This window comes from Streptomyces sp. NPDC101132 (assembly GCF_044759225.1).
Taxonomy (GTDB): Bacteria; Actinomycetota; Actinomycetes; order Streptomycetales; family Streptomycetaceae; genus Streptomyces.
In genome coordinates this window covers 22559-42434 of record NZ_JBIVYX010000005.1, presented here as the reverse complement: position 1 = coordinate 42434, position 19876 = coordinate 22559, and the positions used below count along the sequence as shown (strand labels likewise).

The window sequence follows — 19876 nt, the reverse complement described above, 5'->3', positions numbered from 1 at the left end:
ATCTGATCAACAATTCCCACGCGCGTAGACCGCCGTTGCGTCCCGTTTGTCCGCCGGTCGTCGCGCACCCGGTCGCCGCCGCGCCGACTGACGCGCCGGCCGCCGCGCCGGCCGGCCGATCGGGCCCACGCCCGGGCCCAGCCCCGGGCCCAGCCGTCCTCTGGGCCCCGTCTTGGGCCCACGGGCCCGCGCGTTCCGCTTCCGCCCGGGCGACGCTGCTGCGCAGTTTCCGGGTACGGCAGGGGAGGGCGGTCGGATGCGGGGGACCACGGAGGTCCCGTACCGGAGCGGCGCGGGAGCGGCGCTCGTACGGGCCTGGGTCGCGGGGCTGCTCGTCCTGTGCCTCACCGAATACGTGCAAGTCGGCTGGATCTACGGGACCTTCGCCGACCCGGACCGCCTGGCGGGCTTCGGCGGGCGGCTGCTCCTGCTCCACCTGCCCAACGCGGTCTGCGTGGCGCTCGCCGCCTGGGCCGCGGCCGCCGCCCATCCGGCCCCGCACCGCCACCACCGGGGCCGCCACCTGCTGGCCGCCTGCGCCGTGCCGGCCGTCGCCCAGGTGCTGAACCTGGCGATCCAGCGGGACCGGGCGGGCGTCGAGGGCGTGCTGATGTCCTGCGCCGCGGTCGCGGCCGGCACCGTCACGGGTGTCGCGGTGGCCCGGCTGCGCGAGCCCGACCCCGAGCCGGGCGCCGACCGCACCGCCGGAGGCCCCTACGCCGGCCGGCGCACCCCGTACGGCCGAGTCCCGTACGACCAGAGCCCGTACGGCCGGACCGCGTACGACCAGACCCCGTACGGCCGGCTCCCGCATCGCCGCCCCCCGTACGACCGCGGCGCCACCGCCATGGAGTACCTCGGCTCCGTCCTGCTCGTCGGCGCCCTGGTGCTCGGCATCGGGGCCGCCGGCATCGGCGGCTCCCTCACCACCCGCCTGCTCTGCGCGGTCGGCGCCCTCGGCGGCGGTACGGGCGGCTGCGCGGGCGGCGGCAACCAGGCCGGCGGACCCCCGCTGACCGACGCCGACTTCGAGCCCCCGCTGTGCCAGCTCTCCAGCGTCACCGACAAGGCCGGCTCCAAGGCCAAGGTGCTGTTCTTCGAGTGGGGCCAGGAGTACGGCTTCCAGCAGCAGGTCTTCCAGGCCAAGGAGGACGTCAACGGCGACGGGGTGATCGACGGCAGGGACCAGTACGTCTTCGTCACCTTCACGGACGCCGCTTCCGCAGCCCTGAAGAAGGACTTCAAACCCGGCATGAAGGTCGGCAGGTTCGGTGCCGACAAGGTCGAACTCGGCGCCGGCATCAAGGTCACCAACGGCGACACCTGGGTCTTCCGCAGCCCCGAGGAGGCCGCCCGGTTCCGCGACGACCTCGAAAAGCTCAAGATGTACGAGACGATGCGCAAGTCCCCCGGCGGCGCCGACGCCAGCCTCGGCAACGGCATCCTCGCCATCTTCGGCAAGGGCCCGCTCGCCGAGGAGGAGCGCATCCGCAAGCGCGTCGAGGAGAAGCTCGGCGACCGCCACATCGGCTACGGCAAGGTCGGCCTCGAACTCTCCGCCGGCGCCGGGCTGAAGCTCTCCGCCGCCGACGAGAAGAAGCTCAGCGCCACCCTCGGCGGCAACTTCAAGTTCTCGCCCGAGGCCACCTGGACCGACAACGACTTCAAGGGAACCAAGTCCTACACGTACACCGCCGCCCTGGAGTACGGCACCAAGGTCGGGTACGAGGCGGGCGGGCTCAGCGGCGAGGCGGGCGCCACCACCGTCCGCACCGGCGCGCTGACCGTCACGTACGACAAGAAGACCGGCGAGCTGATCCGCATCGACATGACCCAGACCATCGAGGAGGGCGGCACGAAGGACGGGGTCAAGGGCGGCGGCGACAACGGCAGGAAGGACGACGACAAGCGCGGCGGCAGCGCGGGCGTGAAGGGCACCAACAACACCACCGGCATCCAGGTGATCACCAACTCGATCAGCTTCGAGCCGGGCCCCAAGGGCGCGGCCGACCGGGCCCTCGCCCAGGCCTGGCTCGACGGCCGCGGCGACAACGCGGCGCCCTTCCTCTACCTCTTCGGCGACCGGGCCCCCACCACCCGGCCGGGCCCGGACGACCCCTTCGGGCAGCTGCTCTTCGACAAGGGCCGCTCCAGCCGGACCCGCTACACCGGCACCACCGACGCGGCGGAGTACGGCTTCGAGCTCAACCTGGGCCTCAGCCTCGGCTTCTCGGTCAACACGGAGAAGAAGGAAGAGGTGCTCAACCAGGCCGAGTTCCTGGGAGCGCCCCGCAACGGCACCCGCGGCTACGTCCCCTACAGCTACTGTGCGAACTGACCGAGGAGAGGGGCGGGCACGCGTGAGCAGCACGACCGGAACCCGATGGAAGACCGTCAGGGCGGCCGCCACGGCCCTCGCCGCCGCCGCGCTGGTCGCCGGCTGCGGCACCGCCGGCGGAGGCGGAGGCGGCGGGGGAGGCGGCGCGGGTCCGCAGGCCGTGGTCCCGGACGGCTGGGGCACCCTCAGGACGCCCACCGTCAGCGTCGCGTACCCCAAGGGCGCCGGCGGTTACCGCGAGGAGGCCGCGAAGGACGGGCCCACGGCGGTGCGCGAGCGGTCCGGCCACAAGGAGTCGGTGATCAGCATCAGGATGAACTTCACCAACGCCGACTCCGTCGAGGAGGCCGCGATCGGCGCCGAGGCCGGCATCCAGCTCGGCTCCACCCTCCAGGGCACCCGCGACGTCGACCTCGCGGGCACCGGCGCGGCCAAGCGCATCGACTTCGAGTTCACCGCCACGGGCGCGCCCGGCGGGCCGCCCAAGGGCACCCGCGTCGCCGGGCTGATCCTGACCGGCCTGGACTCCAGGGGGCAGTCCTTCGCGGTCCGCGTGGACACGGTGAAGGCCGAGCGCAGCGGCTCCGAGCTGGCCGCGGTCGTCAAGAGCGTCGAGGTGCGCTGAACGTGCGGGTCCCGGGCGGCGGCTACCTCTTCTTCGGCGCGATGGCGCTGCTCTTCGGCGCCGTCGCCGTGACGTACGGCCGCCGCCTGGCGACCGTGCTGCGCACCGTGCGGCACGGGGTGCGGGTGCCGGGGGAGTGCGCCCGGGTGGTCACCCACTCGGACACCGACGCGCGGGAGCACTTCTTCCGCTTCCGGACCGCGGAGGACGGGCGCGAGGTCGAGTTCCGGGACCTGGCCCCCTGGACCACCGGCACAGGCGACCCGGTCACCGTCACCTACGACCCGGCCGACCCGGAGCGCACCGCCACCATCGCGGGGCGCGGGGCCGGCTGGGCGCCCGTACGCCAGGCGGCGGTGCTCACGGTGGGCTGCGGCCTGGCGGCCCTGCTCTCCGGGACGCTGATGGTGCTCATCGGCGGCGAATAGGCCGGAGCGGGGCCGGAGCGGGGACGCGTACGGGCGGGCGCGCGACGCGGAGGGGCGGGCGCGGACGCGTACGGGCGTACGGGCGCGTACGGGACGCGTGCACGGCACGGACCGGTGTACGGGCCTCAGCGCCCCCTCACGGGCCCTCAGCGCCCCGCGTAGGGGTCCGGCTCGCCCGTCTGCGGGTTGAGCCCGGCCAGCCAGCGGCGCTGCTCCTCACGCCAGTTCACGAAGGTCTGGGGCCGCTCGCTGTCCCAGAACACCAGGGACACCGGATTCACCTCGAACTCGTCCGAGAACAGCCGGCACAGGAACTCCGCCATCCCGTACGGGTGGAGCGCGAACACCTCGGCCGTGTGCCGCCCGCACACCAGCACCGGCCAGCGGTCCGGGTCCGGGTCGGTGGTGAGCCAGCAGAGTATGTCCGAGCCGCCGGTCACCCCCCAGGCCAGGATGTGCGCGGGGTCCGCCTCGAAGGCGGCCCGGCCGCCGAGCACGCCCCACTGGGCACGGGCGTTGGCGGTCTCCTCCGCCATCTGGTCCGGGTCCCACTGCGGGCCCCGCTTGGCCAGCGGCAGCAGGACGCTCGCCTCGCCGTTGATGCCCCCGGCGCCGAACCGGGCCATGAAGGCGACGTAGTCGGCGGGGAAGCGGGTGCCCCAGGCGGCCTCCGCGGCCGCCCAGTCGATCTCCTCGTCGGCGCCGTGCACCGCGGGCATCAGCCGCTCAAGCGCCGCCACCTGCGCGTTCTCCGTCACGACCGCTCCCCACCACAGCCCGAGCCCAACCGGTCCAACCTACCGTGCGCCCCGCCGCCGCCCGGCGGGCGTCCGGCCCGTGGTCGCCCCGGCCGCGGCGTCCCGCTCAGACCCGGTGGAGTCCCACGGTGACGCCCGGCCGCAGCCCCCAGCGGGCCATCTGCCCGGCCTCCGCCTCCAGCACGTGCCGGGAGTGCGGCCGGGGCAGGCCCAGACGTCCGGGCCGCATCGTACGCACCGCACGGACCCGCAGGTTCCGGTCGAGGTACGCCACGTCGATCGCGAACCGCATCCGGAAGGTGTGGATGCTCCCCGCGGGGGTCAGCAGCAGCGCCCCCTCGATCCCGTCCCGCCCGAGCAGCCCCCGGGTGCGGGCCCGGTAGGAGGCGGCGATCTCCACCGGCACGTCCAGGCCGTCCACCGTCAGCGTCCCCTTGCCGTCCTGCCAGCGCCGCGCCATCCGCGTCCCCTTCCCAGCCGTGCCTCCGGGTGCCGCATCCGCGGTGTCCCGGGCCACCCGCAGCCCGGGCCGTGCGGGTGCCCGGCCCAGGCTAGGCCCCGCCCGCCCTGCCGCGAATGGGTCCACGGGCCCATGACCCGGGCCCAGGGGCTCCCTAGGGTCGGGGGCGTGCTCGCACTCCTGATCACCCTCGCCGCCGTCGGGTACGGCACCGCCGCCGGGCTGGCGCTGCCGCGCGCCGCCTACCGGCTGGCCGTCGAGCCGGGCGAGCCCTGGCGCGCGGCCTGCCCCCAGGGCCATCCGCTCACCGGCCGGGCCGGGGGCTGGCTGGGGACGGCCCGCTGCGCCGGCGTCCCGTACGGGCCGCACCCGGTGCGGGTCGCCGTGCTCACCGGCGTGGTGTGCGGGGCGCTGGCCTGGGCCGCCGGGACCGTGCCCGAGGCCGCGGTGTGGGTGCTGCTCGCGCCGTTCGCCGTGCTGCTGGCCCTGGTGGACCGGGCGGTGCACCGGCTGCCCGACGTGCTGACGCTGCCGCTGGCCGCCGGGGCCGCGGCGCTGCTGGGGGCCGCCGCGCTGACGCCGGGGGCCGCCGGGTCCTGGCGCGGCGGACTGCTGGGCGGGCTGGTGCTGGGGGCGGCGTACTTCCTGCTGTTCCTGATCAACCCGAACGGCATGGGCTTCGGGGACGTCAAGCTGGCGCTCGCCCTGGGGGTCGCTCTTGGGTGGTACGGGTGGGGGGTACTGCTCGTCGGAGCCTTCCTCGGCTTCCTCTACGGCGGGATCTACGGCCTCGCCCTTGTGCTGCGGGGCCGGGCGGGCCGAAAGACGGCCCTGCCGTTCGGTCCCTTCATGGCCGCCGGGGCGTTCACCGGACTGCTCCTGGGCGGACTCGGAGCGTAATCGTGTCGCGGCAATGCACGCAGCACGCTTTACGAAGGGTTATGGTGGAACCCCCCCCTCGGGCCGGTCCGTATCCCCCCCACGGACCGGCCCGTTTTCCGTTTTCGGACGGGTCCCGGGAAACCCCAGGTCAGCGGGTGGTCAGCCGCGCTGGGCCCAGATGTTGGTGCCCGGGGTGGAGACGGCGAAGGAGTCGATCTCCTTCAGTTCCTCCTCCGTCAGGGGCGCGCCGGACAGCGCCGCGACGTTCTCCTCCAGCTGCGACACGCTCGACGCGCCGATCAGGGCCGAGGTCATCCGCTCGTCGCGCAGCACCCAGTTCAAGGCCAGCTGGGACAGCGACTGGCCGCGGCGGGCGGCGATCTCGTTCAGGCCGTTGAGCCGGCGCAGCACCTCGTCCGAGAGCAGGTCCGGGTTGAGGGACTTGCCCTGGGTGGCGCGGGAGCCCTCCGGGATGCCCTTGAGGTACTTGCCGGTGAGCAGCCCCTGGGCCAGCGGCGCGAAGGAGATGCAGCCCATGCCGGCCTCCTCCAGGGTGTCGAGCAGCCCGTCCTCCTCCGTCCAGCGGTTGATCATGGAGTACGAGGGCTGGTGGATCAGCGGGCGCACCCCCATCTCGCGCAGGATGCCGGCGGCCTCGCGGGTCTGCTCCGCCGTGTAGGAGGAGACGCCGACGTACAGCGCCTTGCCCTGCTGGACCGCGGACGCGAGGGCGCCCATGGTCTCCTCCAGCGGGGTCTCCGGGTCGAAGCGGTGCGAGTAGAAGATGTCGACGTGGTCGAGGCCCATCCGGCGGAGCGAGGCGTCGAGCGAGTTGAGCAGGTACTTGCGGCTGCCCCACTCGCCGTACGGGCCGGGGTGCATCAGGTAGCCGGCCTTGGTGGAGACCACCAGCTCGTCGCGGTACGCGGCGAAGTCCTGGGCGAAGATCTTGCCGAAGTTCAGCTCGGCCGAGCCGGGCGGCGGTCCGTAGTTGTTCGCCAGGTCGAAGTGCGTGATGCCGAGGTCGAAGCCGCGGCGCAGGATGGCCCGCTGGGACTCCAGCGAACGGTCGTCGCCGAAGTTGTGCCAGAGGCCCAGGGAGATGGCGGGGAGCTTGAGGCCGGAGCGGCCCGTGCGGCGGTACTCCATCGCGTCGTACCGTTCCGCTGCTGCCCGATAGGGATTGTTATCAGTCACGTTGTCCTCCCTATCACGGACTTGTGACATCCCGGGTTGGGCCGCCCCTCCCGGGGCGCAGTAATGTGGCGCAGTCGGGGGAAGCGATTCGCACGGGGTCTTGGCACGGAGGGGCTGGAAGAACGTGAATCTGCGCGACCTGGTGTACCGACTCTATGCACGCCGCGTGGAGGGCCGCCTGGATCACGCTGCGGTGCCCAAGCACATCGGCGTCATCCTCGACGGCAACCGCCGGTGGGCCAAGGCCTCCGGCGGCACCACCGAGCAGGGCCACCAGGCGGGCGCGGACAAGATCTCCGAGCTCCTGGGCTGGTGCAACGAGACCGACGTCGAGGTCGTCACCCTGTGGATGCTGTCCACGGACAACCTGGACCGTCCCGAGGTCGAGCTCCGCCCGCTGCTGAACATCATCGAGAACACCGTCCGCGGCCTGGCCGCCGACGGCCGCTGGCGCGTCCACCACGTCGGCAACCTCGACATCCTGCCCGCGCAGACCCAGGGCGTGCTGAAGGAGGCCGAGGAGGCCACGCACGGGGTCGACGGGATACTCGTCAACGTCGCCGTGGGCTACGGCGGACGCCAGGAGATCGCCGACGCCGTCCGCTCCCTCCTCCTGGAGCACGCGGAGAAGGGCACCTCCTTCGAGGAGCTGGCCGAGAAGCTGGACATCGACCACATCTCCGAGCACCTCTACACCCGCGGCCAGCCGGACCCGGACCTCGTGATCCGGACCAGCGGCGAGCAGCGCCTGTCCGGATTCATGCTCTGGCAGAGCGCCCACTCCGAGTACTACTTCTGCGAGGTCTTCTGGCCGGCCTTCCGCAAGGTCGACTTCCTGCGGGCGCTGCGCGACTACGCGGCCCGCCACCGGCGCTACGGCACCTGACGGCCTCTCGGGCCGCCGCGGCCCCCCGGCACCGCCGGGCCCCCGCCGCGCCCCCCACCAGCGCATCCGCGCAAGGCCTTCACGAGGACTTCACCCCGCGTCCGTCATATGCCATGGCATGGCACGGCGTGTTCGAGGGAATATCCCAACCAGGTCGACGCCCGATCCACGGGTGTCGAGTCTCAGCGGACGGCACCGGGCCGTCCGCCCGGGAGGCCCTTTGCACCAGGACGCGCGTGCGGACCGCACGTACGAAGCGGAGGGCCGGAAATCGGCCCTGGCATTGCGGCCGATGACCGGTCCGGTCTTCATGGCCCGACCTCACTCGAGGGGGTACGTCCTTCCGTGGTGACCAGCACAAAGCGCCGCACGCCCGACAGGCGCACCTACGTTCTCGACACCAGCGTCCTGCTGGCCGACCCGCACGCGTTCTCCCGCTTCGACGAACACGAGGTCGTCCTCCCGATCGTCGTGATCACCGAGCTGGAGGCCAAGCGGCACCACCCCGAACTCGGATACTTCGCGCGCCAGGCCCTCCGCCTGCTCGACGACTTCCGCGTCCGGTACGGCCGGCTCGACGCCCCCATTCCGCTGGGGGACCTGGGCGGCTCCCTGCGTGTCGAGCTCAACCACTCCGACCCGGGTGTCCTGCCCGCCGGCTTCAGGCTCGGGGACAACGACTCGCGGATCCTCGCGGTCGCCCGCAACCTCCAGGCCGAGGGGTACGACGTCACGGTCGTGTCGAAGGACCTGCCGCTCCGCATCAAGGCCTCCTCGGTGGGCCTGCTCGCCGAGGAGTACCGCGCGGAGCTGGCCATCACCGGCGACGGCTGGACCGGCATGAGCGAGCTCGCGCTCTCCGGCGAGCAGGTGGACCTCCTCTTCTCCGAGGAGCGCCTGTACGTGCCGGAGGCGGCCGAACTCCCGGTGCACACCGGACTCGTCCTGCAGTCCGAGCGGGGCAAGGCCCTGGGCCGCGTCACCGCCGACGGCAACGTCCGGCTGGTGCGCGGCGACCGCGAGGCCTTCGGCATCCACGGCCGCAGCGCCGAGCAGCGCATCGCGCTGGACCTGCTGCTCGACCCGGACGTCGGCATCATGTCGATGGGCGGCCGGGCCGGCACCGGCAAGTCGGCGCTGGCGCTCTGCGCGGGCCTGGAGGCCGTACTGGAGCGCCGCCAGCACCAGAAGGTGATGGTCTTCCGGCCGCTGTACGCCGTGGGCGGCCAGGACCTCGGGTACCTCCCGGGCACCGAGGCCGAGAAGATGAGCCCCTGGGCGCAGGCGGTCTTCGACACGCTCTCGGCGGTGGCCGGGCGCGAGGTGATCGAGGAGGTGCTGGGCCGCGGCATGCTGGAGGTGCTGCCGCTCACCCACATCCGGGGCCGCTCGCTCCACGACGCGTTCGTCATCGTGGACGAGGCGCAGTCGCTGGAACGCAACGTCCTGCTGACCGTTCTGTCCCGTATCGGGGCGAACTCCCGGGTTGTCCTGACCCATGACGTCGCCCAGCGCGACAACCTGCGGGTGGGCCGGTATGACGGAGTGGTCGCCGTGGTCGAGAAGCTGAAGGGGCATCCGCTCTTCGCGCACATCACCCTGACCAGGTCGGAGCGCTCGCCGATCGCGGCCCTGGTGACCGAGATGCTGGAGACGATCTGACCGTAACCGGTTAAAACGGACAGCCAGTTGGCGCCGCCCGGCAAAGGCACAGGAGCCTAGCCGGGCGGCGCCGTGCCGCACAGGGGTTTCCAAAAACCTTCTGCGTCATGCCTGGTGTGAGCTTTCACACGTAACGGGGAATTGCCTTGCGCCGTCCACCTCCGGCAGAGTCTTGCTTCCGTCAGGCCCCGCATACGGCACCCGTGTACCTCCTCGGAGTTGCACAGCAGGCAACAACTGAACAGACGACGCCGTATGCCGCCCGGAAGCACCATGCGGCACTCCTCTCAGGGGAGTTGCCCACGGGCCCGCGCCTCCAGTGACCATCGCAAGCGGAGGCCAGCGCCAGGGGCGCTCTTGCATCGCGAGGTCACGCCGCGACGCTGCTGGAAGGAAACCGTGTGAGCCGGATCTCGGTCCGGGGATTCGCAGTGGCATCTGCCACCGCGGTCACCACCGTCGGTGCAGTCGTGGGAGTCGCCGCGGGCGACACCCAGCCCTCGAGCGACCTCGAGACGACCGCTGCCGGCACGACTCTCCTCACTGACATCCCGGTCGGCGACCAGGCCCAGGTCCAGACTGCGTCCCTGACGCAGCAGGCCGACGCCCTCGCCAGCGCGGCCGACGCGGACGCCAAGAAGTCCCTCGAGGAAGCCGCACGCATCCAGGCAGCCAAGGACGCCAAGGCGAAGAAGGAAGCCGCCGAGGAGAAGGCGAAGGAGGAGCGCGAGGCCAAGGAAGCGGCCAGCCGCTCCGCCACGCGTGACGCCGACTCGTTCACGCCGCAGGCCTCGTACACGGTGGCCCAGGTCAAGGCGATGGCCCGTCAGATCGTCGGCGCCGGCCAGTTCCAGTGCTTCAGCAACATCGTGAACCACGAGTCCACGTGGAACTACCGGGCGACCAACCCGTCCTCCGGTGCCTACGGCCTCGTGCAGGCGTACCCCGGTTCGAAGATGGCCTCGGCCGGTGCCGACTGGCGCACCAACCCCGCCACGCAGATCGAGTGGGGCCTCAACTACATGAACAGCCGCTACGGCAGCCCGTGCGGAGCGTGGAGCTTCTGGCAGGCCAACGGCTGGTACTAGGCCGCCCGCCCGCCCAGGGATCCGTCGCAGCCCCTCACCGTCCTTCGGTGGGGGGCTGTACGCGTGTACGGTCGACCGGGATCGTGCTCACGGGCGGGGGAAGGGACCGAGATGTCGAAGAAGCCAGGCTGGCTCAGCAGGCTGGGCAAGGGGCTGGACCGGGTGGAGGCGGCACTCGACGAGCGCCGTGCCGAGGTCGCCGCGGAGACGGAGGGGGACGGGCCGGTGAGCTCCGGACCCGTGCCGCCGCCCGAGGCCGCCGCCCACGCCTCCGGCCAGGGCCGCCCCGAGCCGGCCAGCGTCGTCCCGTGGGGCGTACGCGTGGCCGCCGAGGCCAGCTGGCGGCTGCTGCTGGTCGCCGCGATGCTCTGGGTGCTGATGCGGGTGATCGCAGAAGTCCGCCTCGTGGTCCTGGCCTTCGCCGCCGCCCTCCTCGTCACCGCGCTGCTCCAGCCCTTCGTCGTACGGCTGCGCCGGGCCGGGCTCCCCCGGGGCCTGGCCACCGCGGTGACCGCGGTGCTCGGCTTCGTCGTGATCGGGCTGGTGGGCTGGTTCGTCGTCTGGCAGGTCATGGAGAACCTCGACGACCTCGGCGACCGCGTCAGGGACGGCATCGACGAGCTCAAGCGCTGGGCGCTGGACAGCCCGTTCCACGTCACCGAGAAGCAGATCAACGACATCGCGAAGAACCTCCAGGAGACCATCACCACCAACACCGACGAGATCACCTCGGCCGGTCTCCAGGGCGTGACGGTGGTGGTCGAGGCGCTCACCGGCATCCTGCTGGCGATGTTCTCGACGCTCTTCCTGCTCTACGACGGCCGCCGCATCTGGCAGTGGACCCTCGGCCTGGTCCCGGCCATCGCCCGGCCCGGCGTCGCGGGAGCCGGGCCGCGCGCCTGGCGGACCCTCACGGCGTACGTGCGCGGCACCGTGATCGTGGCCCTCATCGACGCCATCTTCATCGGCCTCGGCCTCTACTTCCTCGACGTGCCGATGGCCGTGCCGCTGGCCGTGTTCATCTTCCTCTTCGCCTTCATCCCGCTCGTCGGCGCGGTGATCTCGGGTGCCCTCGCGGTGCTCGTGGCGCTGGTGACGCAGGGCGTGTTCACCGCCCTGATGGTGCTGCTCGTCGTCCTGGCCGTACAGCAGATCGAGGGCCACGTCCTCCAGCCCTTCATCCTCGGCCGGGCGGTGCGCGTGCACCCGCTGGCGGTTGTGCTGTCGGTGGCGGCGGGTGGGATGATCGCCGGAATCGGGGGCGCGGTGGTCGCGGTCCCGCTCGTCGCGGTCACGAACACGGTGGTCGTCTACCTGCGGGCGTTCTCCCGGGAACAAGAGCTGCGGATCGGCCCGGGCCCCCACGGGGCGACGGCGATCGGCGCGGCTCCGGCCGACCAGGGGGAAACGAACGGTGATATCCGAGCCTGAGCTCGACGGGGGATACGAGGACCCGCGCGGCGGGTCCGGCGCGGCGGAGCCCGAGCCGCCGCCGGCGCACGGGCGGCGTCCGGCGGCCCGGTGGCTGTGGGCGCTGGGCGGTGCCGCGGCGGCCTCCGCGGTGTGGGCGGGCGGACTGTACGTCTACGGCTCGGGGGAGCCGGAGACGCCGGTCATCGCCTACCGGACGCCGGTGAACCTGTGCGACGAGGTGAAGGCCAAGGCCCTGACCGGCCTGATGGGCAACCTGCGGGACCGGACCGTCCGGCGGGAGAACGAGCACCCTGCGGTCGACCGGTTCACCTGCTCGCTGATGGGGCAGGAGACGCCGCCGACGAAGGGCTGGTCGCGCTCGTACGAGGCCTACTTCACCCTCACGCTGCACAAGAAGACCGACCCGGAGCCGGAGTTCGACGCGGACTCCGAGGACATGCGGTGGGGCGGCGTGGAACCCGCCACGCCCGAGCAGGTGCCGGGGCTGGGGGAGAACGCGGTCATGATGAACGGCGGCGACTACCGCGGACCGCAGCTGCGGGTGGTGGACGGCGGTGCCGTCCTGGTGGTGGAGACCGCCACCAACTGGAACTGGTTCTCCGACGAGCCCTCCGGGGAGCAGCCCAAGGACCCGCTCGACAACACCTCGGTCCAGGCGGCGATGATCGAGGACGCCCGCGCCCTGCTGGACGCGCTGCGGCAGAAGGAGAAGCAGGACTGAGACGCGCGGACCCCCGGCGCCGCCCGGAGGCGGCACCGGGGGTCCGGTGCGTCGAGGGGTCCGCTACTCGGCGAGCACGGCCTCGGCGTCGAGGGTGGCGCCCACGGCCTGGATCACCGCGGCGATCTTGACGGCCTCCTGGATCGTCTCGCGGTCCACGCCGGCCTTGCGCAGCACCTGCTCGTGGGAGTCGAGGCACTGGCCGCAGCCGTTGATCGCGGAGACGGCGAGGGACCACAGCTCGAAGTCGACCTTGTCCACGCCCGGGTTGCCGATGACGTTCATCCGCAGACCGGCCCGCATCGTGCCGTACTCCGGGTCGGAGAGCAGGTGACGGGTGCGGTAGAAGACGTTGTTCATCGCCATGATGGCGGCGGCCGACTTGGCGGCCGTGTACGCCTCGGACTTGAGCTTGGCCTTGGCCTCCGGCTCCAGCTCGCGCAGGACCTTCGGCGAGCGCGAGGCGATCGCGCAGGCCAGGACGGTGCCCCAGAGCTGCTGCTCGGTGAGGGCGTCCTGGTTGCCGATGACCGAACCGAGGTTCAGCTTCAGGTCCTTGGCGAAGTCCGGTACGGCGGCCTTCAGCTCATCGAGGGCCATGCTCACTCACCGGCCAGGAGCTTGCCGGCGTCGAGGGTGTCCTCGCCCTTGGTCCAGTTGCAGGGGCACAGCTCGTCGGTCTGCAGGGCGTCGAGGACCCGCAGGACCTCCTTGGGGTTACGGCCCACGGAACCGGCGGTCACCATCGAGAACTGGATCTCGTTGTTCTGGTCGACGATGAAGACGGCGCGCTGCGCGAAGCCGTCCTCGCCCTGCACGCCACAGGCCTGCATGAGCTCGTGCTTGGAGTCGGCCAGCATCGGGAAGGGCAGGTCACGCAGGTCGGCGTGGTCCTTGCGCCAGGCGTGGTGCACGAACTCGGAGTCGCCGGAGACGCCCAGGATCTGCGCGTCGCGGTCGAGGAACTCGTCGTTCAGCTTGCCGAACGCGGCGATCTCGGTCGGGCAGACGAAGGTGAAGTCCTTCGGCCAGAAGAACACCACGCGCCACTTGCCCTCGTAGGTCTTGTGGTCGATCTGCGCGAACTCCTGGCCGGCCTCCAGCGAGACACAGGCGGTCAGATCGTACGTGGGGAACTTGTCACCGACGGTGAGCACATGCACTCCTTGCGGGAGGGAAGACCCCTGCCCTTGTGGGGCGGAATGGGGACTTCCGTGAGGGTTGGACGGATCTCACATGCTGGCACAGCTGCATTGATTGCAGAAATAGCCAAGCTCTACGATGGTGATCGGAGGTACCTATCAGTGGCTGTCGGTAACAGAGGACCCAAAGCTCCCACGCTCGCGCAGCTGCGCGCCTTCGCGGCCGTGGCCGAGCACCTGCACTTCCGTGACGCGGCCGCGGCGATCGGAATGAGCCAGCCGGCGCTCTCCGGCGCGGTCTCCGCGCTGGAGGAGTCCCTCGGCGTCCAGCTGCTGGAGCGGACCACCCGCAAGGTGCTGCTGTCGCCCGCCGGGGAACGCATCGCCGCCCGGGCCCGGACCGTGCTCGACGCGGTCGGCGGCCTCATGGAGGAGGCCGAGGCGGTCCGTGCGCCCTTCACCGGGGCACTGCGCCTCGGGGTGATCCCGACGGTGGCGCCGTACCTGCTGCCCACCGTCCTGTCCCTGATCCACCGGCGCTACCCGCGCCTGGACCTCCAGGTGCACGAGGAGCAGACCGCCTCGCTGCTGGACGGGCTGGCCGGGGGCCGGCTCGACCTGCTGCTGCTCGCGGTGCCCCTCGGCGTGCCCGGGGTCACCGAGATCCCGCTGTTCGACGAGGACTTCGTACTCGTCGCGCCGCGCGACCACGAGCTGGCCGGCCGCCGCGACATCCCCCGCGAGGAGCTGCGCGGGCTGAACCTGCTGCTGCTCGACGAGGGTCACTGCCTGCGGGACCAGGCCCTCGACATCTGCCGCGAGGCGGGCCGGGAGGAGGGCGCCGCGGTCACCACGACGGCCGCCGGGCTCTCCACGCTGGTCCAGCTGGTGGCCGGCGGGCTCGGGGTGACGCTGCTGCCCCGCACCGCGCTGCGGCTGGAGACCACCCGCAACGAGTACCTGTCCACGGGGTACTTCGCCGAACCGGCGCCGTCCCGGCGGATCGCCTTCGCGATGCGCACCGGGACGGCACGGCAGGGGGAGTTCACCGAACTGGCGGCGGCCCTGCGGGAGGCGGTCCGCCCCCTGCCGGTCTGGCCCACGGACTAGAGCCCGTCCGGGGCGGCCGCCGCTACTCGGTGCGGAGGCCGTCCGGCCGCATCAGCCGCAGCAGCGGCGGCAGGCTCAGCGCGGTCACCAGCAGCACCACGCCGGCGCCGATGCCCGTCATCGCGGCCACCGAGGCCCAGTCCACCGACACGGCGACGTTCGTCATCCGCATCAGCACCGCGCCCAGCGCGAGTCCGGTCGCGGTGGCCAGCAGCAGGCCCAGGCCGATCGGCACCGCCGTCTGCCAGAGCACCGACAGGCTGAGCGTGGAGCGGCGGGTGCCGAAGGCCACCAGGGCCGACAGCAGCTTCCTGCGCTCTCGCAGCTGCTCCAGCTGCGAGACCAGCATGCTCGCGCCGATCAGCACCAGCACGCCGGTGGCGCCGATGAACAGGCCGGTGCGGATGGTGGCGAAGCGGTTGGACTGCTGGGTGGAGGCGGCCGTGAAGGCGGTCATCATCGGGTCCGTCAGGAAGACCTTGGTGCGGACCCGCTCCATCGCGTCCGCGTTTCCGGGCGGGACCTGGACGTAGATGATCGTGTACAGCCGGTCGCCCAGGTTCTTCGGCGCGGCCTTGGGGGTGGCCAGCACGCCGGAGCGCATGACGCCCGTGGGGTCCTTGCGGGAGGGCGCGGGGCGGGCGTCCTTCGGCAGGGTCCACCGCACCGCCTTGTCCGCGGTGGGGTCGTCGCCGTAGACGGGCCCGGCGAACAGGCGGGTGCCCGGCACGGTGAGCGCGGAGATGTCGGTGCCGTACGTGTCCCCGCCCTGGAGCACGAAGGTGTCGCCGTCCTTGCAGGAGGGCAGCGTCGCGAGTTCGCTCAGGGCCGCGCAGGTGCCGACGGTCAGGGACGCGCTCTGCTCCGGGTCCTTGGCCTTGAGGGCGAGGTCGGAGGTGCTCAGCGGCGTCGACCGGGCGACGCCCTCGATCGCGCCCAGTTCCCGGGCGAGGGCGTCGGTCCGGCGGGCGGACTCGCTGCCGGACGGGATGTGGACGGAGATGGCCGCCCGCCGGGTGTCCTGGCCGGTGTCCCTGGTGTACTCGCCCTCGACGCCGGCGAACAGCATCTGGAGCGCGATGGCGCCGGCCACGGCCACGGCGATGCCGTTGACCAGGCGGGCCGCGGTGCTGCTGCCGAGCTGGAGGCGGCGCACGGCCAGCTGCCAGGAGACTCCGCCGCCGCCGAGGCGGGCGACGGTCTTCTCGACCAGCCAGGGCAGCAGTGCCGTGATGCCGACCAGCAGCAGGACGACACCGCCGATGACCTGCCACTGGTTGAACTGGCCCTCGTCGTTGCCCCGTCCCATGAGCGGGACGAGCAGGGCGAGCCCGCCCAGGGGCATCAGCAGGCGCCACCAGATCCGGCGCCTGGCCGGCCTGGCGGTACGGACCACCCCGAGCGGCTCGATCACCACGCCCCGCAGGGCGAACAGCGTGACGGCGACGGCCGCGGCCGGCACGGCCACGGCGACCAGCGCCGCGAGCCACAGGGTCGGGTTGAGGTCGGCGGGGAAGACGCTGCGCTGCATGAGCGTGACCTCGCCGGCGAAGTGCCGTACGAACAGGAAGAAGACGGCGCCCAGTCCGAGGCCGAGGACGGAGCCCGTGGCCGCCTCGCCCGCGGCGATGCGGCGGGTCATCCGGCCGTCGGCGCCGACCAGCCGCAGGGCCGCCAGACGGCGGTCGCGGCGGTCGCCGCCGAAGCGGACGGCCGCGGCGATGAACACGGCCACCGGCATCAGCAGGGCCACGAAGACCATGGTCAGCAGGAGGGTGAGGATGGGGTCGAGCGGCTCGGGCACGGCGTCGTTCCTGAAGCCGGTGACCCGCTTGATGTGGGTGCCGTCCGGCTGGAGCCGGTCCTGGCCCTGGTAGAAGGCGAGTTCGTTGGGGCCGATCAGGCCCTCGTCGCCGATGACGGAGACGATCTTCCCGTTGAGGCGCTCGCGCAGCAGCTTGCCCTCGGAGGACTTCAGCAGCTCGGCGAGGGCGGGCGAGACGGCGAGCTCGCCGGTGCCGGGGAAGCTCTTCAGGCCGGGCGGCAGGGGTGCGTCCGGGCCCTCGGGCTGGAGCTGGCGGCCGTAGACGTCGTACTCGCGGAACGTGGAGTCCGCCTCGGCGACCAGCAGGGTGCCGGGGCCGGGCGCCTCCGCCGTGGGAGCGGTGAAGGTGCTGCGCGCGTCGGAGCGCACGTCCCGGGCCTGGAGGGCGCTGGGGAGGGCGGTGGTGACCAGCAGCAGGGCCACGCCGAGGCCGACGCCGACGGCGGTGAGGAGGGTGCGGGTCCAGCCCTCGCGGCCGCCGCCGAGGGCGAACCTGGCGCCCATCCGGAGGTCCTGGGACCAGGTGCGGAGGCTCATATGGCGCGCTCCATGTCGCGGGAGCGGCCGTCCCGTACGACGATCTCGCGGTCGGAGTACGCGGCGACCCGGGTCTCGTGCGTGACCAGGACCACGGCCGCGTTGGTGGACCGGGCGGCCTCGGTGAGCAGCTGCATCACGCGCTCGCCGTTGAGGGAGTCCAGGGCGCCGGTGGGCTCGTCGGCGAAGAGCACGCGGGGGCCGGTGACGAGGGAGCGGGCCACGGCGACGCGCTGGCCCTGGCCGCCGGAGACCTCGCCGGGCCGCTTGTCCTTGAGGCCGTCCACCTCCAGGCGGGCCATCCACTCCAGGGCGGTGCGTTCGGCCTCCCGGCGCTTGGCGCCGTTGAGGCGGAGGGGGAGGGCCACGTTCTCGACGCAGGTCAGCTCCGGGACGAGCTGGCCGAACTGGAAGACGAAGCCGAACTCGCTGCGGCGCAGGGCGGAGCGCTCGCGGTCGCTCATGGCGGTGAGTTCGCGGCCCGCGTAGGTGATGGAGCCGGAGTCGGGCGTGACGATGCCGGCCAGGCAGTGCAGCAGGGTCGACTTGCCGGAGCCCGAGGGGCCCATGACGGCGACGACCTCGCCCGGGTGGATGGAGAAGGCGGCGCCGTCGAGGGCGTTGGTGGGCCCGTACGCCTTGCGCAGGTCGGTGGCGGTGAGCAGGGAGCCGGCGGGGTTCATCGGCGTACCTCCTGGGCGAGCTGGTCGAGCCGGGCGGCGGTGAGTTCCAGCCAGCGGAGGTCCGCTTCGAGGTGGAACAGGGCGTGGTCGCAGACGAGCTGGTCGGCGAGGTCGCCCTTGCGCTTGCGGGTGGTGAGGATGCGCATGAGACGGAGGTGCTCGGCGCGCTGGGTGTCGAGGAGGTCGGCGGCGCTGCGTCCGGTGAGGAGCGCGAGGACGACCTTGGTGTAGAGGGTCGACTGGAGGTACGGCTCGGGCTTCTCCGGCTGGGCGAGCCATTGCTCGACGTCGGTGATGCCGGCGTCGGTGATGGCGTAGCGCTTGCGGTCGGGGCCGCCGCCGGCCTCTATGCCTTCGACCTCGACGAGGCCGTTCTTCAGCAGCCGGGACATGGTCGAGTAGACCTGCCCGTAGTGCAGCGGGCGGTCGTGCCCGAACTTCTCGTCGAAGGCGCGCTTGAGGTCGTAACCGTGACGTGGGCCGGCCTCTAGCAGGCCGAGGAGGGTGTGGCCGATGGACATGGCGACGACTGTACACGCGGTGTATACCCCCGATGTATACACCCGGTGCATAGAGCGGGGGTCGGGTGGCGTCCTTGCAGGTCAGAGCGTTGTGTCACGGTTCGGAACGGGACTTTGGTCCCGGCGTCCGGCGCCCGGCGTTCGGCGTCCGGCGGAAACGGCGAAGCCCCCTCGGCGGCGCCGAGGGGGCTTCGGGTCAGGGATCGGGGGACTTGCGGGGGCGGCCCCTGGGAGCGATGGGAGCCGCGTCGCCGGGCAGCCGCCCCGACTCCGCCAGCGCCCGCCGCAGAAGGAACTCGATCTGGGCGTTGGCCGAGCGGAGCTCGTCGCCCGCCCAGCGCGCCAGCGCGTCGTACACCTGCGGGTCCAGCCGCAGCAGCACCTGCTTGCGCTCCGCCCGCGCCGCCCTGGCCGGCCGGTCCGCGGCTCGCGCGGGCCGGCCGCTCCCGCCGGAATCCGGCGGGGGTGCGGCGGCGGGGTCCTTCCCTGGAGGGGTCACTGGTACAGGGTGCCCGTGTTCACGACCGGCTGCGCGGCACGGTCGCCGCAGAGCACCACCATCAGGTTCGAGACCATCGCGGCCTTGCGCTCCGGGTCCAGGTCCACGATGTCCTCCTCGGCCAGCCGGGTCAGGGCGAGCTCGACCATGCCGACCGCGCCCTCGACGATCTGGCGCCGGGCCGCCACCACCGCGCCGGCCTGCTGCCGCTGGAGCATCGCGGAGGCGATCTCCGGGGCGTACGCGAGGTGGGTGAAGCGGGACTCGATGATCCGCACGCCTGCCGCCGTGACCCGCGCCGACAGTTCGACGGCCAGCTTCTCGGTGATCTCCTCGGCGTTCTCGCGCAGGGAGAGGCCGTCGTCCTCGTGGGCGTCGTACGGGTACTCGATGGCGATGTGCCGCACCGCGGACTCGGCCTGGACCGAGACGAACTCCTCGAAGTCGTCGACCTCGAAGGTGGCCTGCGCGGTGTCCTCGACCTTCCACACGACGACCGCCGCCAGCTCGATCGGGTTGCCGTACGCGTCGTTGACCTTCAGCACGGCCGTCTCGTGGTTGCGCACCCGGGTGGAGATCTTCTCCCGCGAGGTCAGCGGGTTCACCCAGCGCAGGCCGTCGGTGCGGATCGTCCCGCGGTAGCGGCCGAAGAGCTGGACCACCCGCGCCTCGCCGGGGGCCACCGAGTTGAGGCCGCACATCATCACGAAGGACAGCAGGCCCAGCAGGACGCCCGCGACGATCACGGCCGCCTTGCCGCCGCCGGTCAGTGCGGTGGCGCCGAACACCACCAGCAGGACGCCGGCCGTGAGCCCGAGCAGGCCGCACAGCAGGGCGGTGCCGCCGCCGACGCTGTGCGCGGGGAACTCGCGCACCTCCGGTTCGGGCAGGACCGAGTCCACCGCGGTGTCGGTCGGTTCGTTGCTGTTCGTCATGGTCCGCCCCGTTTCAGTCAGTCACTCTGCTTAGCAAAGTGATATCACTTTTTCGGCTCACGGCAACCCCCCGCACACTCCATGCGTCGGTTCCATCGGGGTGGGTGCTCATTCTCACGTCCGGAAAAGACCGGATTGGCCGACC

General features: G+C 72.2%; 20 protein-coding genes. 10 read left to right on the top strand and 10 right to left on the bottom strand.

Annotated elements, in window-relative coordinates:
• Positions 1-256 precede the first annotated feature (256 nt).
• Genes ACIQUR_RS13040 through ACIQUR_RS13030 form a run of 3 tightly spaced genes read left to right on the top strand, consistent with a single transcriptional unit; the run spans position 257 to position 3391 of the window.
• Positions 257-2338 (top strand): hypothetical protein, encoded by a 2082-nt coding sequence (locus ACIQUR_RS13040; RefSeq protein ID WP_403662831.1) that lies wholly within the window; start codon positions 257-259, stop codon positions 2336-2338.
• Between the two features lie 22 nt (positions 2339-2360).
• Positions 2361-2963 carry a hypothetical protein gene (locus ACIQUR_RS13035; RefSeq protein ID WP_403662828.1) on the top strand — a complete coding sequence of 201 codons (603 nt, stop codon included), beginning with the start codon at positions 2361-2363 and terminating at the stop codon, positions 2961-2963.
• Between the two features lie 2 nt (positions 2964-2965).
• Positions 2966-3391 (top strand): DUF3592 domain-containing protein, encoded by a 426-nt coding sequence (locus ACIQUR_RS13030; protein ID WP_403662825.1) that lies wholly within the window; start codon positions 2966-2968, stop codon positions 3389-3391.
• Positions 3392-3537: 146 nt separating this feature from the next.
• On the opposite strand, the gene ACIQUR_RS13025 is transcribed toward ACIQUR_RS13030, so the two are convergent.
• Entirely contained in the window at positions 3538-4149 is a 612-nt protein-coding gene (locus ACIQUR_RS13025; protein ID WP_403662822.1) for an SMI1/KNR4 family protein, read from the bottom strand.
• A gap of 106 nt (positions 4150-4255) precedes the next feature.
• Positions 4256-4609 carry a DUF192 domain-containing protein gene (locus ACIQUR_RS13020; RefSeq protein WP_403662819.1) on the bottom strand — a complete coding sequence of 118 codons (354 nt, stop codon included), beginning with the start codon at positions 4607-4609 and terminating at the stop codon, positions 4256-4258.
• Between the two features lie 168 nt (positions 4610-4777).
• On the opposite strand from ACIQUR_RS13020, the gene ACIQUR_RS13015 reads away from it, so the two are divergent.
• A complete protein-coding gene (locus ACIQUR_RS13015; RefSeq protein WP_403662816.1) occupies positions 4778-5509 on the top strand; it encodes a prepilin peptidase in 732 nt (243 codons plus the stop codon).
• Between the two features lie 141 nt (positions 5510-5650).
• On the opposite strand, the gene mgrA is transcribed toward ACIQUR_RS13015, so the two are convergent.
• Positions 5651-6718 (bottom strand): L-glyceraldehyde 3-phosphate reductase, encoded by a 1068-nt coding sequence (gene mgrA / locus ACIQUR_RS13010; protein ID WP_403662813.1) that lies wholly within the window; start codon positions 6716-6718, stop codon positions 5651-5653.
• Positions 6719-6812: 94 nt separating this feature from the next.
• On the opposite strand from mgrA, the gene ACIQUR_RS13005 reads away from it, so the two are divergent.
• From ACIQUR_RS13005 to ACIQUR_RS12985, 5 genes are all read left to right on the top strand, one after another.
• The gene (locus ACIQUR_RS13005; RefSeq protein ID WP_403662810.1) at positions 6813-7574 is read left to right on the top strand and encodes an isoprenyl transferase; all 762 of its coding nucleotides are present in this window, start codon (positions 6813-6815) and stop codon (positions 7572-7574) included.
• Positions 7575-7919: 345 nt separating this feature from the next.
• Positions 7920-9236, top strand: a complete 1317-nt coding sequence (locus tag ACIQUR_RS13000) for a PhoH family protein (protein WP_403662807.1) — start codon at positions 7920-7922, stop codon at positions 9234-9236.
• Positions 9237-9637: 401 nt separating this feature from the next.
• A complete protein-coding gene (locus ACIQUR_RS12995) occupies positions 9638-10324 on the top strand; it encodes a transglycosylase SLT domain-containing protein (protein WP_403662804.1) in 687 nt (228 codons plus the stop codon).
• Positions 10325-10435: 111 nt separating this feature from the next.
• Positions 10436-11755: an AI-2E family transporter gene (locus ACIQUR_RS12990; protein WP_403662801.1), complete on the top strand. Its 1320-nt coding sequence runs from the start codon at positions 10436-10438 to the stop codon at positions 11753-11755.
• Entirely contained in the window at positions 11739-12479 is a 741-nt protein-coding gene (locus ACIQUR_RS12985; protein WP_403662798.1) for a hypothetical protein, read from the top strand. Before ACIQUR_RS12990 ends, ACIQUR_RS12985 begins: the two co-directional genes overlap by 17 nt.
• Positions 12480-12542: 63 nt before the next feature.
• Here ACIQUR_RS12985 and ACIQUR_RS12980 read toward each other — a convergent pair whose 3' ends face one another.
• A complete protein-coding gene (locus ACIQUR_RS12980) occupies positions 12543-13079 on the bottom strand; it encodes an alkyl hydroperoxide reductase (RefSeq protein ID WP_399954513.1) in 537 nt (178 codons plus the stop codon).
• 2 nt (positions 13080-13081) lie between these two features.
• On the bottom strand, positions 13082-13636 hold the full coding sequence (locus tag ACIQUR_RS12975) for a peroxiredoxin (protein ID WP_399954516.1): 555 nt from the start codon (positions 13634-13636) through the stop codon (positions 13082-13084).
• A gap of 147 nt (positions 13637-13783) precedes the next feature.
• Here ACIQUR_RS12975 and ACIQUR_RS12970 point away from each other — a divergent pair, with 147 nt between their 5' ends.
• Positions 13784-14731: a LysR substrate-binding domain-containing protein gene (locus ACIQUR_RS12970; RefSeq protein WP_403662794.1), complete on the top strand. Its 948-nt coding sequence runs from the start codon at positions 13784-13786 to the stop codon at positions 14729-14731.
• Positions 14732-14753: 22 nt separating this feature from the next.
• On the opposite strand, the gene ACIQUR_RS12965 is transcribed toward ACIQUR_RS12970, so the two are convergent.
• The 5 genes from ACIQUR_RS12965 to ACIQUR_RS12945 form a co-directional block, all read right to left on the bottom strand.
• Entirely contained in the window at positions 14754-17093 is a 2340-nt protein-coding gene (locus tag ACIQUR_RS12965; protein WP_403662791.1) for an FtsX-like permease family protein, read from the bottom strand.
• The gene (locus ACIQUR_RS12960) at positions 17090-17776 is read right to left on the bottom strand and encodes an ABC transporter ATP-binding protein (protein ID WP_403662788.1); all 687 of its coding nucleotides are present in this window, start codon (positions 17774-17776) and stop codon (positions 17090-17092) included. The genes ACIQUR_RS12965 and ACIQUR_RS12960 overlap by 4 nt, the downstream gene beginning before the upstream one ends.
• Positions 17773-18297 carry a PadR family transcriptional regulator gene (locus tag ACIQUR_RS12955; RefSeq protein WP_403662785.1) on the bottom strand — a complete coding sequence of 175 codons (525 nt, stop codon included), beginning with the start codon at positions 18295-18297 and terminating at the stop codon, positions 17773-17775. Before ACIQUR_RS12955 ends, ACIQUR_RS12960 begins: the two co-directional genes overlap by 4 nt.
• A gap of 196 nt (positions 18298-18493) precedes the next feature.
• A complete protein-coding gene (locus ACIQUR_RS12950; protein ID WP_403662782.1) occupies positions 18494-18796 on the bottom strand; it encodes a hypothetical protein in 303 nt (100 codons plus the stop codon).
• Complete coding sequence (locus ACIQUR_RS12945) at positions 18793-19731, bottom strand: SPFH domain-containing protein (protein ID WP_403662779.1); 939 nt, start codon at positions 19729-19731, stop codon at positions 18793-18795. The genes ACIQUR_RS12950 and ACIQUR_RS12945 overlap by 4 nt, the downstream gene beginning before the upstream one ends.
• Between the last annotated feature and the right edge of the window lie 145 nt (positions 19732-19876).

Coding starts and splice junctions, on each gene's coding strand:
- ACIQUR_RS13040 (WP_403662831.1), top strand. CDS start 257: ATGCGGGGGACCACGGAGGTCCCGTACCGGAGCGGCGCGGGAGCGGCG.
- ACIQUR_RS12955 (WP_403662785.1), bottom strand. CDS start 18,297: ATGTCCATCGGCCACACCCTCCTCGGCCTGCTAGAGGCCGGCCCACGT.
- ACIQUR_RS12945 (WP_403662779.1), bottom strand. CDS start 19,731: ATGACGAACAGCAACGAACCGACCGACACCGCGGTGGACTCGGTCCTG.
- ACIQUR_RS12960 (WP_403662788.1), bottom strand. CDS start 17,776: ATGAACCCCGCCGGCTCCCTGCTCACCGCCACCGACCTGCGCAAGGCG.
- ACIQUR_RS12990 (WP_403662801.1), top strand. CDS start 10,436: ATGTCGAAGAAGCCAGGCTGGCTCAGCAGGCTGGGCAAGGGGCTGGAC.
- ACIQUR_RS12980 (WP_399954513.1), bottom strand. CDS start 13,079: ATGGCCCTCGATGAGCTGAAGGCCGCCGTACCGGACTTCGCCAAGGAC.
- ACIQUR_RS12965 (WP_403662791.1), bottom strand. CDS start 17,093: ATGAGCCTCCGCACCTGGTCCCAGGACCTCCGGATGGGCGCCAGGTTC.
- mgrA (WP_403662813.1), bottom strand. CDS start 6,718: ATGTCACAAGTCCGTGATAGGGAGGACAACGTGACTGATAACAATCCC.
- ACIQUR_RS13020 (WP_403662819.1), bottom strand. CDS start 4,609: ATGGCGCGGCGCTGGCAGGACGGCAAGGGGACGCTGACGGTGGACGGC.